This is a genomic window from Streptomyces sp. NPDC050504 (genome assembly GCF_044458065.1).
Lineage (GTDB): Bacteria > Actinomycetota > Actinomycetes > Streptomycetales > Streptomycetaceae > Streptomyces.
The window spans coordinates 947,950-962,034 of sequence record NZ_JBITHO010000001.1 but is presented as its reverse complement, the minus strand read 5'-3'; the positions used below and the strand labels follow the sequence as shown (position 1 = coordinate 962,034).

Genomic DNA, 14,085 nt, shown 5'->3' with positions numbered 1-14,085 from the left:
CCCCGCGTGGGGCAGGGTGGAGGCATGACCAACCCGCCCTCCGCACCCGGTCGCGACGAACTGATCGCGTCGCCGTACCCGGTGTACGAACAGCTCCGCGAGCACGCCCCGGTCCAGCGCATCCCCGGGCCCGACGGCAGACCGGCGTGGCTCTTCACCCGGTACGACGACGTGCGCGACGCCCTCGGCGACCCCCGGTACGCCCACGACAGGCAGCACGCCGCCCCCGGCGGCTACCACGGCATCCCCGTGCCGACCGCGCTCGACCGGCACCTCCTGCACATCGACGCGCCGGACCACACCCGCATCAGGCGCCTGGCGTCCAAGGCGTTCACGCCGCGCAGGATCGAGCAGTTGCGGCCCCGCGTCGAGCGCTCGGCACACCAACTCCTGGACGCCGTCGCCGATGCCGGCGGCGCCGACCTGATCACCGCGTACGCGCTGCCGCTGCCGATCATCGTCATCTGCGACCTCCTCGGGGTGCCCGAGGAGGACCGGAAGAACTTCCGGGGCTGGGCCGACGCGCTCATCGCCCCCGACCCGGCCCGGCCGCACCTCGTGACGGAGGCGGTGACCGAGATCCACGCGTTCCTCGTCCGGCTGATCTCGGACAAGCGCGCCACGCCCACCGACGACCTGCTGTGCGACCTGATCGCGGCGCGGGACGAGGGCGACGCGCTCAGCGAGGACGAGCTGCTCTCCTTCGCGTTCCTGCTGTTCCTGGCGGGCTTCGAGAACACCGTCCACCTCATCGGGAACTCCGTCCACAACCTCCTCACGCACCCCGAGCAGCTCGCCGCCCTGCGCGCGAACCCCGGCCTGCTCCCCCAGGCCGTCGAGGAACTGGCCCGCCACAACGGCTCCGTGCTCTTCGCCATCCGCCGCTTCCCGCGCCAGGACGTCACGCTCCACGGCGTCACGGTGCCCGCGGGCGAGACCGTCCTGCTCGGCATCGGCGCCGCCAACCGCGACCCGCGCCGCTTCCCCGACCCCGACCGCCTCGACCTGGCCAGGGACGCCTCGGCCCATCTGGCCCTGGGACGCGGGATCCACTACTGCCTGGGGGCGCCGCTGGCGCGGGTCGAGACAGCCATCGCACTCGGGACGCTGCTCGCGCGCTTCCCCGAACTGCGCCTCGCGGAGCCCGAGGACGCCCTCCAGTGGCGGCCCTCGATCAGGGCGCGCGGACTGCGGGCGCTGCCGGTCCGGTGGTGAACGCGTAGGACCCGGCTGGGAGGAGGGGGCGGAGGCGGGCGCCGACCGAGGGGCGGACACCAGCCGAGGGGGGCGGGCGCCAGCCGAGGGGGCAGGCGCTAGCCGACCTCCACTTCAAGACCCTCCCAGCCGCGCATCACGAAGTTCGGCCGCCGTGCCGCCTCCCCCACCGGCCGCAGCCCAGGCGCCCGGCGCAGCAACTCGCCCATCGAGGCGGTCAGTTCCAGCCGGGCCAGGGCGGCTCCGATGCAGTAGTGGACGCCCGCGCCGAACGAGATGTGCGGGTTTTCGCGCCTGGTCAGGTCGAGCCGGTCGGGCTCGGCGAACACCGCGCCGTCCCTGTTGGCCGAGCCGAACAGCAGCGCCACCTCCGCGCCGCGCGGAACGCGCACGCCCGCGATCTCGATGTCGTCGAGCACCCAGCGCTCGAAGAGCTGGAGCGGGGTGTCGTAGCGCAGCAGCTCGTCCACCGCCGTGGGCAGCAGGCCCTGCGGATCGGCGCGCAGAGCGGCGAGTTGGTCCGGGTGCGCGAACAGCGCGTGCCAGCCGTTCACGGTCGCGTTCACCGTCGCCTCGTGCCCCGCGTTCAGCAGCAGCACGCACGTGGAGACCAGCTCCTGCTCGGTGAGCGCGTCCCCGCCGTCGTGCGCCGCGATGAGCCCCGAGATCAGGTCGTCGCCCGGCGCCTTCCTGCGCGCCGCGACGAGCCCGCGCAGGTACTCGCTGAACTCCAGCGACGCCCGTACGGCCCGCTGCGCGGTCTCGCGCGACGGGTTCAGCTCGTACATGCCGCAGATGGCGGCCGACCAGGGCCGCAGCGGCGCCCGTTCGGACTCCGGGACGCCCAGCATCTGGGCGATGACCGCGACGGGCAGCGGCTCGGCGAGCGCCGTCAGCAGGTCGCCGCCGCCGTCCGCGACCAGGCCGTCCACCAGCTCGCCCGCCAACCGGTGGACGTAGGGCCGGAGTCGTTCGACGGTGCGCGGGGTGAACGCCTTCGAGACGAGACGGCGGATGCGGGTGTGGTCGGGCGGCTCAAGGTCCAGCATCCCGTGGTCGTTGAGGACGTGGAACGGCTCGTGCTCCGGCGGCGGCGCGGTCCGCCCGAACTCCTCGTGCGTGAACCTGTGCCGGTACGCGCGCCCCAGCCGCCGGTCGCGCAGGAGCGCCGACACGTCGGCGTGGTGCGGCACGAGCCACTGCCGCGTCGGCTCGAACCAGTGGACCCGGCCCCTGGCCCGCAACTCCGCGTAGACGGGGTACGGATCGGCCACGAAGCGGGGCGACCACGGGTCGAAGGGTGCGGGATCCACGAGTTCGGTGTCCATTCCCGGACGCTAGCCCACGCTCCTTGCCCGTGCGACGCCGCGTCCGGTTACGCTGCACACCGTGATCGATTCGAACGCGAGTGCCACGAGTGCAGAGAATCCCCAACTCCCCGACGACGCAGGGGTCGCGGTCGCCGCGGCCCGTACCGGCGCCGACGTCGTCAGGTCGCTCTACGGGCAGCGGCTCTCCCGCGTCGACAAGGGCGGCGGGGACTTCGCCACCGCCGCCGACGTGGCGGCCGAGGAGGCCGTCCTCGGCGTCGTGCGCGCCGCGCGCCCGGACGACGCGGTCCTCGGCGAGGAGGGCGGGCAGCGGGGCGAGGCGGGCGCGGCCCGGCAGTGGCTGGTGGATCCGCTGTGCGGCACCTTGAACTACGCCGCGGGAAACATGGCGGTCGCCGTCAACGTGGCGCTGCGCGACGGGGCTTCGGCGGTGGCCGACCCGTTCGCCGACGAGGTGTTCGGCACGGACGGCGTACGCGCCTGGGTGGACCGGGAGGGGACCAGGACGCCGCTGGAGCCCACGGCCGCCACGGGTCTGGTGGACGTGAACCTGGATCCGCCCTTCCCGAGCGCGCCGGACTTCCGGGCGGTGGACCTCCTGGCGCACCCCGGGTTCGTCGAGCGCTTCCGGCCGCGCGTCGTCTCCTCGACGCTGGCGCTGGCCTGGGTCGCGGCGGGCAGGCGCGCCGCGTACGTCACGGACGGCGGCGACCTCTCGCGGAGCGTGCACTTCGCGGCGGGCATCGCGCTGTGCCGCGCCGCCGGTTGCGTGGTCACCGGGATCGACGGCGCACCGCTCGGGGAGACGACGCGCGGGCTCCTGGTGGCGGCGGACGCCGGGACGCACGAAGCGCTGCTGTCGATGGTCCGCGACCGGTCCGCGTCACAGCACCCGGCACGGTCCGCGTCCGGCGCGCCCACCGGCCCCGCGGCCCCGGCCCCGCTCCCCTCCGGCACCAAGGTGCTGTCCATCGGGCTGCACCCGAGCACGCTCGACTACAGCAAGATGCCGGAGGGCGTCGACGAGGAGGTGTTCACCGCCCGCGTCACGGCCGCCAACGCGGTGCTGCGCGAATCGGGCTTCGACGTCGTCCCCTGTCTGATCGGCACGTCCCCCGACCTCGCCGAGGAGGCCGTGCGGGACCAGCTCCGGCAGCACGCCTTCGGCCTGGCGATGATCGGCGGCGGCGTACGGATGCTGCCCGAGAGCACCCTGCTGTTCGAGCGGCTGGTCAACGTCCTCACAGAGGCCGCACCCGGCATCCGGCTGGCCTTCAACTCCTCGCCGGAGACGACGGTCGACGCGCTGAAACGCTGGCTTCCGTGAGTCGGACGCGGGCACCGGGGAAGGGCGGGCGCTCGGGGCGGCGGGCGCTCAGAGAGTCAGCTTGAACCCGTCGTGGCTGGGCACGAAGCCCAGCCCCGCGTAGAACCGGTGCGCGGCCTCGCGGCGCTTGGCGCTGGTCAGTTGGACCAGTCGGCAGCCGCGTCCGCGCGCCCGTTCGATCGTGCGCCCCAGCAGGATCCGGCCCAGGCCGCCGCCCCGCCGGTCCACGCGGATGCGGACCGCCTCGATCAGTGCCCGCTCGGTCCCGCCCCGGCCGAGCCCGGGGATGTACGTCACCTGGAGGCAGCCCACCACCCCGGTGCTGTCGCCCCGGCCGCCCACGCCCTCGGCCAGGACCAGGACCTCGTTGCGCGGGTCCGCCACGATCTCCGCGAAGGCCCGCTCGTACGCCTCGTCGACCGTGACCGTCGCCGGGTCCACCACCCGGTCCTCGTCGGCGAGCAGGGCGAGTACGGCGGGCAGGTCGGCGCGCGTCGCGGGGCGCAGCGTGAGCGCGGGCACGAGCACGTACTCCGACGGGCCCGACGAGGTGTTGGGGTTCGGCGCGGCGCCGGGATCCGACACGGCGCTGGAATCCGACACGGCGCCGGGGTTCGACACGGCCCTTGGGTCCGGTGTGACGCGCGGGTTCGGCGTGGCACTTGGGTTTGGCATGGCACTGACCATAACCGGCGCGTCGGGCCGTTCCGTGCCCACCCGGTGAAGCTCCGCGCCGGCTGTGCGAAGAGGTGGGTTGGCGGGGGCCCGGCGGGGTACCCGGGTGCCGGTCGCGGCGGCCCCCGGGCCGTCCGGGCCGCCGCCGCGAAGAAGAGGAGAGCCCCTCGTGACGGTACACAAGACGGCCGTGCTCGAACTGGACTGCGCCGAGCCCGAGCCACTCGCGAAGTTCTACGCCGAGCTGCTCGGCGCCACCACCCGCCTCGGCCGGGACCCGGACTTCGTGGAGGTCGTCGGCCACGACGGCGTCCGCCTCGCCGTCCACCGCGACCACGGCCACGCGCCGTCGAGCTGGCCGCGCCCCGAGGCGTCGCTCCAGTCCCACCTGAGGATCCTCGTGCCCGCGAAGGACATGGACGAGGCCGAACGCGAGGCGGTCGGCCTCGGCGCCCGCCCGGTCGAGGCGAGGGAAGGCGGCGCGCACGACACCCGTACGTACACCGACCCCGCAGGGCACCCCTTCTCGCTCTCCGCGGACCGGTAGCGGAATCTTCACCGTTCGCCCGGCTTGGGCTCCCGTCGGCGGGGAACGCGGGCTCCCATGCACACCAACCACACCGACCTCAGCACCGCGATACCGTTCCGGCTGCACGTCAGCGAGATCGACCTGGTACTGGAGGCCGAGCTGACCCTCGCCTACACCACCCGCGATCCGTTCGCGGTCACGCTGCTCTTCCCGCCCGTCGAGCCCGAAGAGCCGCCGACCTCATGGGTCTTCGCCAGGGAGCTGCTCGCCTCGGGGCGGCACGAGCGCGTGGGCGAGGGCGATGTGGAGGTCAGGCCGACGGCCGACCGGCACGTGCTCGTCTCACTGGCGACGGAGGAGGGGCACGCCCGGGTCGAAGTGGCGTCGGCCGCGCTGGAGGCGTTCCTCTCGGGCACGTACAGCCTGCTGCCCGCCGGTGAGGAGCCCGGCGCGCTGGACCTGGACGCGCTGGTCGAGGCGCTGCTCACGGAGTGCTGACCGGGACGGGCGCGCCGGAACGGGCCGGAAGGCCGGACCGGCGCTCCACACGCCGGTCCGGCCTTCCCGTACCGCACGATCGCCGCGCGGTACTGCCGGTCAGTCCGTGCCGAACTCCATCGCGGCGCGGTCCAGCAGCTCGTCGTCAGGACAGCAGCCGCCCCGGGACGCGATGACCTCGGCGCCGCCCTCCGGCAGCTCCGGCATGGTGCCGATCAGACCCGTCGCGGCCGCCTGGGCCGCGCCGATGGCGGGGTTGATGGTGCCGATCAGACCGATCCCGGCGTACTGCTCCAGCTTGGCGCGCGAGTCGGCGATGTCGAGGTTGCGCATGGTGAGCTGGCCGATCCGGTCCACCGGGCCGAACGCCGAGTCCTCGGTGCGCTCCATGGAGAGCTTGTCCGGGTGGTAGCTGAACGCCGGGCCCGTGGTGTCGAGGATCGAGTAGTCCTCGCCGCGCCGCAGCCGCAGCGTGACCTCGCCGGTGACGGCCGCGCCGACCCAGCGCTGCAGCGACTCCCGCACCATCAGCGCCTGCGGGTCCAGCCAGCGGCCCTCGTACATGAGGCGGCCCAGGCGCCGTCCCTCGTTGTGGTACTGGGCGAGGGTGTCCTCGTTGTGGATCGCGTTGACGAGCCGCTCGTACGCCGCGTGCAGCAGCGCCATGCCGGGGGCCTCGTAGATGCCGCGGCTCTTGGCCTCGATGATCCGGTTCTCGATCTGGTCCGACATGCCCATGCCGTGGCGGCCGCCGATGGCGTTGGCCTCCATGACCAGGTCGACGGCCGAGCCGAACTCCTTGCCGTTGATCGTGACGGGACGGCCCTGCTCGAAGCCGATCGTGACGTCCTCGGCCTCGATCTCGACCGAGGGGTCCCAGAACCGCACGCCCATGATGGGCTCGACGGTCTCCACGCCGGTGTCCAGGTGCTCCAGCGTCTTGGCCTCGTGGGTGGCGCCCCAGATGTTGGCGTCGGTGGAGTACGCCTTCTCCGTGCTGTCCCGGTAGGGCAGGTCGTGGGCGACCAGCCACTCCGACATCTCCTTGCGGCCGCCGAGCTCGGTCACGAAGTCCGCGTCGAGCCACGGCTTGTAGATCCGCAGGTGCGGGTTGGCGAGCAGGCCGTAGCGGTAGAACCGCTCGATGTCGTTGCCCTTGAAGGTCGAGCCGTCGCCCCAGATCTGGACGTCGTCCTCCAGCATCGCCCGGACCAGGAGCGTGCCGGTGACGGCGCGGCCGAGCGGCGTGGTGTTGAAGTAGGCGCGCCCGCCGGTGCGGATGTGGAAGGCACCGCAGGTCAGCGCGGCCAGACCCTCCTCGACGAGCGCGGCGCGGCAGTCGACCAGACGGGCGATCTCGGCGCCGTAGGTCTTCGCACGGCCGGGGACGGAGCCGATGTTCGGCTCGTCGTACTGGCCGATGTCGGCCGTGTAGGTGCACGGGACGGCGCCCTTGTCGCGCATCCACGCGACGGCGACCGACGTGTCGAGACCGCCGGAGAAGGCGATGCCGACGCGCTCGCCGGCGGGAAGGGAGGTGAGGACCTTAGACATAGGGAGAGTATGCATCAGCTCGCATTGTTATGCAATACCGCTCGGTGGAGGTGCGCGACGCAGGTCTCATCCGGCGGCCGCGCGCCCGTCGGCCGCCCCATCCGTGCCACCGTGATGCCTGACAGACGGCGGCGGACCACGGGGGTGACGGTGACGGACGAGCGGGGCCCGGAGCACTCGGGCCCACGGACGCGGGGCGGGATCCACGACGGCACGGACCGGCAGGGGCACGGCACGGACCAGCGGGCGCACGGCACGGTCCACAACACGATCACCGACGGGGTCGTCCACGGGCCGGTGATCCAGGCGGGGGACATCACCGTACGGCTGCCCCGGCCGTCGCCCACCGCGCTCTCGGGCCTCCCGCCTGCCTGCGGAACCTTCACCGGCCGGGACGCGGAGGTCGCCGCCCTCCTCTCGGCCCTGGCGCCCGGCGCACCGCACCGCCCCGTCCTGGTCTCGGCGGTCGCCGGGCTCGGCGGGATCGGCAAGACGGAACTGGCCGTGCAGACCGCCACGCGCGCGCTGCGCCAGGACGGCTGGTTCCCCGGCGGGGTCCTCTACGTCGACATGCTCGGCTACGACCCCGAGCACCCGCTCGCCCCCGAGCAGGCCCTCGACCGCCTGCTGCGCGCCCTGGGCACCCACCACGAGGACGTACCGCCCGACCTCCAGGGGCGCTCCCTGCTGTTCCGCAGCGTCCTGTCCGCCCTCGCGGCGGACGGCCGTCGCGTCCTGCTCGTGATCGACAACGCGTCGGACGAGGGCCAGGTGCGGCCGCTGCTCCCCACCGACGGCGCCACCGCCACCCTGGTCACCTCCCGCGACACCCTGGACGTGGGTGCCCGGCTGTACGACCTGGACGGCCTCGCCGAGGACGCCGCCGTCGACCTGCTGGACCGGGCGCTCCGCGAGGCGCGGGGACCCGACGACACGCGGGTGTCGGACGCTCCGGGCGACGCCGCCGCCGTCGCCCGGCTCTGCGCAGGCCTGCCGCTCGCCCTGCGGATCACCGCCGCGCTGCTGGCCGACAGCCCCGCGCGGCCACTGGCCTCCCTGGCCGGGGCGCTGGCCGCCGAGCACTCCCGGCTGGACCGGCTCAGCCGCCGGGACCGCACGGTACGGGCCGCCTTCGACCTGTCCTACCGGCGCCTGGGCGCGGACCACGCCAGGCTGTTCCGGCTGCTGCCGCTCAACCCCGGCCCCGACGTCTCCACCGAGGCCGCCGCCCGGCTGGCGGACGTCACCGCGCCCGAGGCCGAGACCCTGCTCCAGGACCTCGCCCGCACCCACCTGGTCGAACCCGGCCCCGTCTGGGGCCGTTGGCGCCTGCACGACCTGGTGCACCTGTACGCCGTGGAGCAGGGCCGCGCCCTCGACGAGGGCTCCCACCGGCGCGCGGCCCTGGCACGGCTCCACCAGTACTACGGGGCCGTCTCCCGGGACGCGCGCACCGTCATGATCGGGGCGACGCGCCCGCCGCCCCGCCCGGTGTCCGCCCGCTTCGCCCACGCCCGCCTGGCCGAGGAGTGGTTCGCGGCCGAACGCCTCAACCTGATCAACACCATCACCGCCGCCCCGCCCCTCGGGAACCCGGCGGTGTCCGCGGTGCTCGCCGCACTGCTCGCCGACTACCTCAGCTGGGAACACCTCCTCGACGACCTCCACACCGTCACCGGGACCGTGCGCGGCCTCGCGGACAGCGGTCGGATCACCCCCGGCCTCGCCGCTCGCGCGCTCTTCCACCTCGGCCACGGGCACCGCAGGGCGGGGCGGCTCAACGGGGCGGTCCACACGCTGCTGGCCGCCGTGCCCCTGGCCCGTGAAGCGGACAACCTCCGCCTCCACCGCAGGATCCTGTACGAGATCCGCCACACCCTGCACAAACTCGCCGCCCCGCCGTGGAAGAACGCCTTCGCCCCCGCGGCCCGCGGGGCGGTCGAGGAGTTCGTCGCCGCGCACCCCCCGGATCCGGCCGTCACCCACACCGACGAAACGTTCCCCTGGGAGTGCGGCTGCCCCGCGTGCTGGCGCAAGCTCCTCGCGAAGGCCGGGAGCGGGGACGCCTGAAGGAACGGTCCGTGCCCCGCCCCCGGGTCGGCCCGGAGCACCGGGCCGACCCGGGGGCACGGGGTCAGTCCCGGAGCGTCGTGACCTTCAGGGCCGGGTCGCCCGCTATCTCCGCCGCCGTGAACCGCTCGGTGACCCACTGCTTGCGGGAGTACAGGCGGGTCTGGTCGGTGTAGTGGGGCGAGGCCGGGTTCGACGACTGGCCGTAGGTGAGCAGCGTCCGGGCCCGGGGGCCCTTCGGGGTCAGCTCCACGGACATCAGGAAGCTCGTTCCGAAGGCGCCCGACGGCGGGGTGCCGGTGCCCGAATCCGGGCCCGCCTCCAGGACGTTGAAGCAGCCCTTGTTGCCCTCGCAGCCCGACAGGGGTATGCCCGCCCACTTCTGTACGGCGCCCAGCTCGACGTCCACCGGCAGGCCCTCGGCCGCGAACGCCTGGACCGCGTCGGCCAGGGCCCGCTGCACCCGGACGTCGTCGCCGTTGATCCCGCGCGGCGTGGTGAGGGGCCGCGCCGGGTCGAAGGGGACGCGGCGCCAGGTCTCGGGCGGGCCCGCCCCCACGACGTGGTCGAAGAAGGTGTTCCAGAGCGCGGCGCCGCGACTGCCGGTGTCCGCGCGGGCGTCCCAGCGGGCGAGCGTCGCACACGCCTGCCGTACGTCCACGTCCTTGCCGTCCGACGCCTTCAGGACCGGCTTGGCCCGGCACAGCCCGACCAGGTCGTCACGGCCCGTCTCGGCCGACAGGACCCGGTTGCCGAGCATCGAAGCCCGCAGCGTGGGCGCGGTGAAGCCCGGGGCGCCGAGCCCGTCCGTGCCCGCCGCACGCTCCGCGATCATCCGCAGTCCCAGCTGGGCGCGCTGGCCGAGGCGGACACCGCCGTCGTACATACCGGGAAGACCGGTGAGCGGCGCGGCGGGATTGGTGTACATCGGGCCGTTGTTGGAGTTGGCGACGTAGTCGGTACGGCTGAGCCTCGGTTGGCGCGACGGCCCGAAGATCCCCGGCACGAGCGCGTCGGGGTCGCTGCCCCAGGCGCAGGCCGCCGTCGAACCGTCCAGCGCGTCGGGCACGTCCCTGCCGCCGGGCAGGAGGCAGCGCTTCAACTGGGCGTCGGTGAGGTGCGGGACGGCCGACGAGTCCGTGAAGTAGGTGCGCCCGCCCGTGTCGGCCGCGAGGGTGTAGGTCCAGGGAATGCCCTGGTAGGTGTCCTGGGCGGCGCGCAGTTGGCTGAGGTTCTCGGCCTTGCTCATGGCCAGCCAGGTGTTCATGGAACGGAGGTTGTCGACGTTGGCGTCGCGGACCGCGTAGGCGGTGGTGGCCGTCCAGCCCTCGGCGAGGACGGCACCGAAGCGGGAGTGGTACAGCGTCCGGTTCACGGTCGTCGGCTCGCCGTTCGCGCCGCGGACGGCGACCGGCACGGTCCGGCGCTCCATCCGCTCGGTCCTGCCGTCGACCACGTAGCTGGTCGGGTCGCCGGGAACGAGCTTCAGCGCGTACGTGGAGGAGTGCTGGGCGTTGCTCGCGGTGTGCGTCCAGGCGACGTTCCCGTTGTGGCCGATCAGCACCAGGGGCGCGCCGTAGAGACTGGCCCCCGACACGTCCAGGGTGCCGGGGATCGTCAACTGGACCTGGTAGAAGCGGAAGTTGCCACCGACCCAGGGGAGGTGCGGGTTGGCGAGGACCATCGCGTTCCCGCTGCGGGTGGCGTCCCGGCCGAGCGCCCAGCCGTTGCTGCCGAAGTCGGGGGAGGCCGGGCCCGCCCTGCCGGAGAGGGCGGCGAGCGCGGAGGCGGCGCGGGGAGCGGGGGCGAGGCGGCCCGGTGCGGCCCGGTGCGGCGCCGCGGCCGCAGGGGGGTTCGCCGAGCCGATCTCGGTCGCCAGCGTCGCCGCCCCGGTCGCGCTGTTCAGGTCGTACACCAGGCTCCACAGGTCGTGCGCGGTGATCGGCCGCACCCACGGCTTGCCCTTGCAGCGCGGGTCGGGCAGCCGGTCGACGCCCGTCTCCCGCACGTAGCGGTTGTACCCGGCGGCGTACCCCTGGACCATCCCGCGCAGTTCGGCCGTCGGCCCGACCGGCGCCCCGCGGTCCAGCAGCCGCCGCACGGTCCCCGCGCGCCGCTGTCCCCGGTAGTAGGTGTCGAGGGCGAGGTTGTGGCCCTCGCCCTCCCCGTCGGGGCCGAGGAATCTGGAGCGCTCGCCCCTCAGCGTCATGATCTGATCGGCCAGTTCGCAGGCGTTGTCCTGGGCGAACGCATAGCCGTAGCCGTAGCCGAGCCCGCGGAAGTCGCGCGCCGAGATGTGCGGGATGCCGTACTCGGTCCTGCTGATCCGTGCCGTGACCCCTTCCTCCGCCACGGTCCGGCCCCGCTCCCCCGCCGAGGCGGACGAGGACGCGGGGAGCAGGACCGCGGCCGTCGACGCGAGGCACAGCGCGGCGGCGACCGCGGCCGACCGCCCCCGCGCTAAGCCGCGCCGGTTCTTCCGTGTTTCCCTGGTTTCACCCATGCCCCCACTTTCGCGGGGGACGCCGCGCGGCAACATCGGGCCGTCGGTGGATTTCCGGGGCGGCGAGTAGACCTGGAGATGTACACCCTGGGGTGCGCGGGCGCGCTTCAGCGCCAGTAGCCGGTGAAGGTCACCGCGTCCTTGTCGAAGCCGCGTTCGCCCACGAGGTAGCGCCGCACCCCGGACGCGAGCCGCTGTCCGCCCGCCGCCCACGCGTATCCCGGCCCGTCCGGCAGCGACGCCGTGCGGAGCGCCGTGAGCGCGGCCTCGCCGTAAGGGGCGCCCTCGCCCCTGGTCACCCAGTGGACCGTGGTGCCGTCCCGGGGCTCGACGGGCTGTGCGTCGTCCACGTGCGGGATCTCGATGTACGCCTCGGTGCGGACGCCGTCGTCGGCCGAGCCGATGATGCCCGCGATGGCGGGCAGCGCGGTCTCGTCGCCGACCAGCAGCCGCCAGCCCGCGTCCCGCGGCGGCAGGAAGGTGATGCCCTCGTCGAAGATGCCGATCTCGTCGCCCGCGGCGGCGTCGCGCGCCCACGCCGCGGCCGGCCCCAGCTCGCCCTTCGCGTCCTCGTGCAGCACGAAGTCGACGTCGATCTCCGGGCCTTCGCCGTACGTCCCCTGCTCGCGATGGGCGCGCACCGTGTAGTTCCGGCCGATCGGCCGGGAGTCCTTCGACATCAGGAAGTACTCGGCGACCCACAGCCCGTTGGTCCGCTTCGGCAGGCGCAGCCCGCGCTCCGTCGGCAGGAAGAGCCGGAACCACTGGTCGTACCCCATCGGCCGGAAGCCGCTCAGCGCCGGGCCGCCGACGGTGACCCGGACGAAGTTCGGGCTAATCCGCTTGCGCCCCACCACCTGCGCGACGAGGAACTCCCGTTCCTCGGGCTTGCGGTACTTCCCGGTCTTCCCGGCCCTGGCCATGGCGCCCACCCCTCTCGACTGAACTTAGGTTAGGCAAACCTAACAGGATCTGATGGCCATCGGCACTCCCCGTCCCGTTAGGGTTCGGACGCATGACCGACCGCGTGCTGGAACTCCTGCGTGCCCGTCCCGACCTGGCCGATCTCGCAGCCTTCCCCTTCGACTTCGACGTGGACCGCGCCCGCCACGTCGAGGACGTGCACCTCGCGTCCGGGAAGCCGCTGGAGCCGATCGCCGGTGACGACACCGGCGGCACGTACTTCCTCTGCGACGGCGGCGCCGTGCTCTACGCGTCCTCCGAGGGCGACGCCGTGTTGATCGCCGAGAGCGTGCGCGAGGCCCTGGAGATGAGCGTCCGGCTGCCCGGCTGGTGCGAGGACCTCGCCCCCGGCCTCGACGAGGAGGGACTGCGTGCCGCGGTCCGCGCGGGCGACGACGAGGCGCGCGAGGAGTTCGCGCCTGAACTGGACGCACAACGCGCGGCACTGCTCGAAGGCCTCGGCCTCCCCGACCGGCCGCTGGCTGAGCTGTACGCCCTCGCCGAATCGGCGGCCGCCCGCACCGAACCCGACCACCTGCTGCTCAACTCCCGCGACCTCTGCGCCTACCGGCTCCACGCGTCCTACCGGCAGTCCCTGCGTGACGTGGCCCTGCGCCCCGGTCGAACGGTGCTGGAGCGGATCCGCTCCGGGGATGCCGGTGCCGGTGAGGAAGCCGCCGCCGATCCGGTGCTGCGCGAGGGCGTGCTGCGGGCCGCGCGGGAGGAGGGGCACGCCGACCACGACGGCGACCCGGCTCTCCTGCGCCCCCTGCTGGAGCGCGAGGCGGCCGCGCGGCACGGCCTCGGCCTGCCGGAGGAGGACGAGTTCACCTGGATCGAACTGGCCCACCGACAGGGCCTCGTCGAGCCCGTCCGGGTCGAACTGATCCGCATGCTGGACGACACGGGCCCGAACGCCGACCGGCTCCGGAGGCTGAGCCGCGCGCTGGAACGCCTCGGCGACCACGCGCAGGCGGCCCGCGCCCAGTACAACCTGGTCCCGCTCCAGGACACCGGTTTCGACCGCGCGGCGCAGGCGCACGTCCTGGCCCGTCTGGAACGGCTCAAGGGCGACCTCGCGGCAGCCGGGCGGGCACTGGCGCGGGCACGCGCCGCCGTCGGCGCCGGCGGCACCGCCCCGGACGAAACGGTGGCGCAGTGGCACCGCAAGGGGCTCGGCCGCCAGATCACCGAACAGCACCTGGAGCTGGTCCTCGCCGCGATCGACGCGGAAGACGCGGAACTCGCGCGCACGACGATGGCCCACGGCAAGGCGCTCCTCGACACGATCGGCAAGCAGTGGGCGAAGTCCCTCAGCCCGCTGTCCACCCGGGCGAAGTGGGCGGTGGCCGCGCTGCGGACGGGGCCCGCCGACGGGGCGTGAGCGGGCCGCGAGGGCACCCGTACACCGAGCCGTACG

Annotated in this window: 10 protein-coding genes and 1 pseudogene; 6 read left to right on the top strand and 5 right to left on the bottom strand. The window is 73.9% G+C overall.

Features of this window, described 5'->3' with window-relative positions; translation table 11 throughout:
* Positions 1–24 precede the first annotated feature (24 nt).
* Positions 25–1,215 carry a cytochrome P450 gene (locus tag ACIBNE_RS03975; RefSeq protein ID WP_399269194.1) on the top strand — a complete coding sequence of 397 codons (1,191 nt, stop codon included), beginning with the start codon at positions 25–27 and terminating at the stop codon, positions 1,213–1,215.
* Positions 1,216–1,313: 98 nt separating this feature from the next.
* Here ACIBNE_RS03975 and ACIBNE_RS03970 read toward each other — a convergent pair whose 3' ends face one another.
* On the bottom strand, positions 1,314–2,543 hold the full coding sequence (locus ACIBNE_RS03970; RefSeq protein WP_399269192.1) for a cytochrome P450: 1,230 nt from the start codon (positions 2,541–2,543) through the stop codon (positions 1,314–1,316).
* 52 nt (positions 2,544–2,595) lie between these two features.
* On the opposite strand from ACIBNE_RS03970, the pseudogene ACIBNE_RS03965 reads away from it, so the two are divergent.
* Positions 2,596–3,420, top strand: a pseudogene (locus ACIBNE_RS03965) (inositol monophosphatase family protein); the annotation flags it as partial.
* A gap of 501 nt (positions 3,421–3,921) precedes the next feature.
* Here ACIBNE_RS03965 and ACIBNE_RS03960 read toward each other — a convergent pair.
* On the bottom strand, positions 3,922–4,380 hold the full coding sequence (locus tag ACIBNE_RS03960; protein ID WP_399270066.1) for a GNAT family N-acetyltransferase: 459 nt from the start codon (positions 4,378–4,380) through the stop codon (positions 3,922–3,924).
* A 337-nt stretch (positions 4,381–4,717) separates the two neighbouring features.
* Here ACIBNE_RS03960 and ACIBNE_RS03955 point away from each other — a divergent pair, with 337 nt between their 5' ends.
* On the top strand, positions 4,718–5,095 hold the full coding sequence (locus ACIBNE_RS03955) for a VOC family protein (protein WP_399269190.1): 378 nt from the start codon (positions 4,718–4,720) through the stop codon (positions 5,093–5,095).
* Between the two features lie 57 nt (positions 5,096–5,152).
* Positions 5,153–5,575 (top strand): SsgA family sporulation/cell division regulator, encoded by a 423-nt coding sequence (locus tag ACIBNE_RS03950; protein ID WP_399269188.1) that lies wholly within the window; start codon positions 5,153–5,155, stop codon positions 5,573–5,575.
* Between the two features lie 99 nt (positions 5,576–5,674).
* Here ACIBNE_RS03950 and argG read toward each other — a convergent pair whose 3' ends face one another.
* Complete coding sequence (argG, locus tag ACIBNE_RS03945) at positions 5,675–7,129, bottom strand: argininosuccinate synthase (RefSeq protein WP_399269186.1); 1,455 nt, start codon at positions 7,127–7,129, stop codon at positions 5,675–5,677.
* A gap of 150 nt (positions 7,130–7,279) precedes the next feature.
* Here argG and ACIBNE_RS03940 point away from each other — a divergent pair, with 150 nt between their 5' ends.
* The gene (locus ACIBNE_RS03940) at positions 7,280–9,199 is read left to right on the top strand and encodes an AAA family ATPase (protein ID WP_399269184.1); all 1,920 of its coding nucleotides are present in this window, start codon (positions 7,280–7,282) and stop codon (positions 9,197–9,199) included.
* A gap of 64 nt (positions 9,200–9,263) precedes the next feature.
* Here the strand turns inward: ACIBNE_RS03940 and ACIBNE_RS03935 are convergent, their stop codons facing one another.
* Both ACIBNE_RS03935 and ACIBNE_RS03930 read right to left on the bottom strand, forming a co-directional pair.
* On the bottom strand, positions 9,264–11,702 hold the full coding sequence (locus ACIBNE_RS03935; RefSeq protein ID WP_399269182.1) for a penicillin acylase family protein: 2,439 nt from the start codon (positions 11,700–11,702) through the stop codon (positions 9,264–9,266).
* 107 nt (positions 11,703–11,809) lie between these two features.
* Positions 11,810–12,625, bottom strand: coding sequence for a siderophore-interacting protein (locus tag ACIBNE_RS03930; protein WP_399269180.1), 816 nt, complete (start codon positions 12,623–12,625; stop codon positions 11,810–11,812).
* 92 nt (positions 12,626–12,717) lie between these two features.
* Between ACIBNE_RS03930 and ACIBNE_RS03925 the strand changes: the two genes are divergently transcribed.
* Entirely contained in the window at positions 12,718–14,049 is a 1,332-nt protein-coding gene (locus tag ACIBNE_RS03925; protein WP_399269178.1) for a hypothetical protein, read from the top strand.
* The last annotated feature ends 36 nt before the right edge of the window (positions 14,050–14,085 follow it).

What these genes read in the sequence shown, in the direction of transcription:
- ACIBNE_RS03975 (WP_399269194.1), top strand. Translation starts at nt 25, where the DNA reads ATGACCAACCCGCCCTCCGCACCCGGTCGCGACGAACTGATCGCGTCG.
- ACIBNE_RS03930 (WP_399269180.1), bottom strand. Translation starts at nt 12,625, where the DNA reads ATGGCCAGGGCCGGGAAGACCGGGAAGTACCGCAAGCCCGAGGAACGG.
- ACIBNE_RS03935 (WP_399269182.1), bottom strand. Translation starts at nt 11,702, where the DNA reads ATGGGTGAAACCAGGGAAACACGGAAGAACCGGCGCGGCTTAGCGCGG.
- ACIBNE_RS03925 (WP_399269178.1), top strand. Translation starts at nt 12,718, where the DNA reads ATGACCGACCGCGTGCTGGAACTCCTGCGTGCCCGTCCCGACCTGGCC.
- ACIBNE_RS03970 (WP_399269192.1), bottom strand. Translation starts at nt 2,543, where the DNA reads ATGGACACCGAACTCGTGGATCCCGCACCCTTCGACCCGTGGTCGCCC.
- argG (WP_399269186.1), bottom strand. Translation starts at nt 7,129, where the DNA reads ATGTCTAAGGTCCTCACCTCCCTTCCCGCCGGCGAGCGCGTCGGCATC.
- ACIBNE_RS03950 (WP_399269188.1), top strand. Translation starts at nt 5,153, where the DNA reads ATGCACACCAACCACACCGACCTCAGCACCGCGATACCGTTCCGGCTG.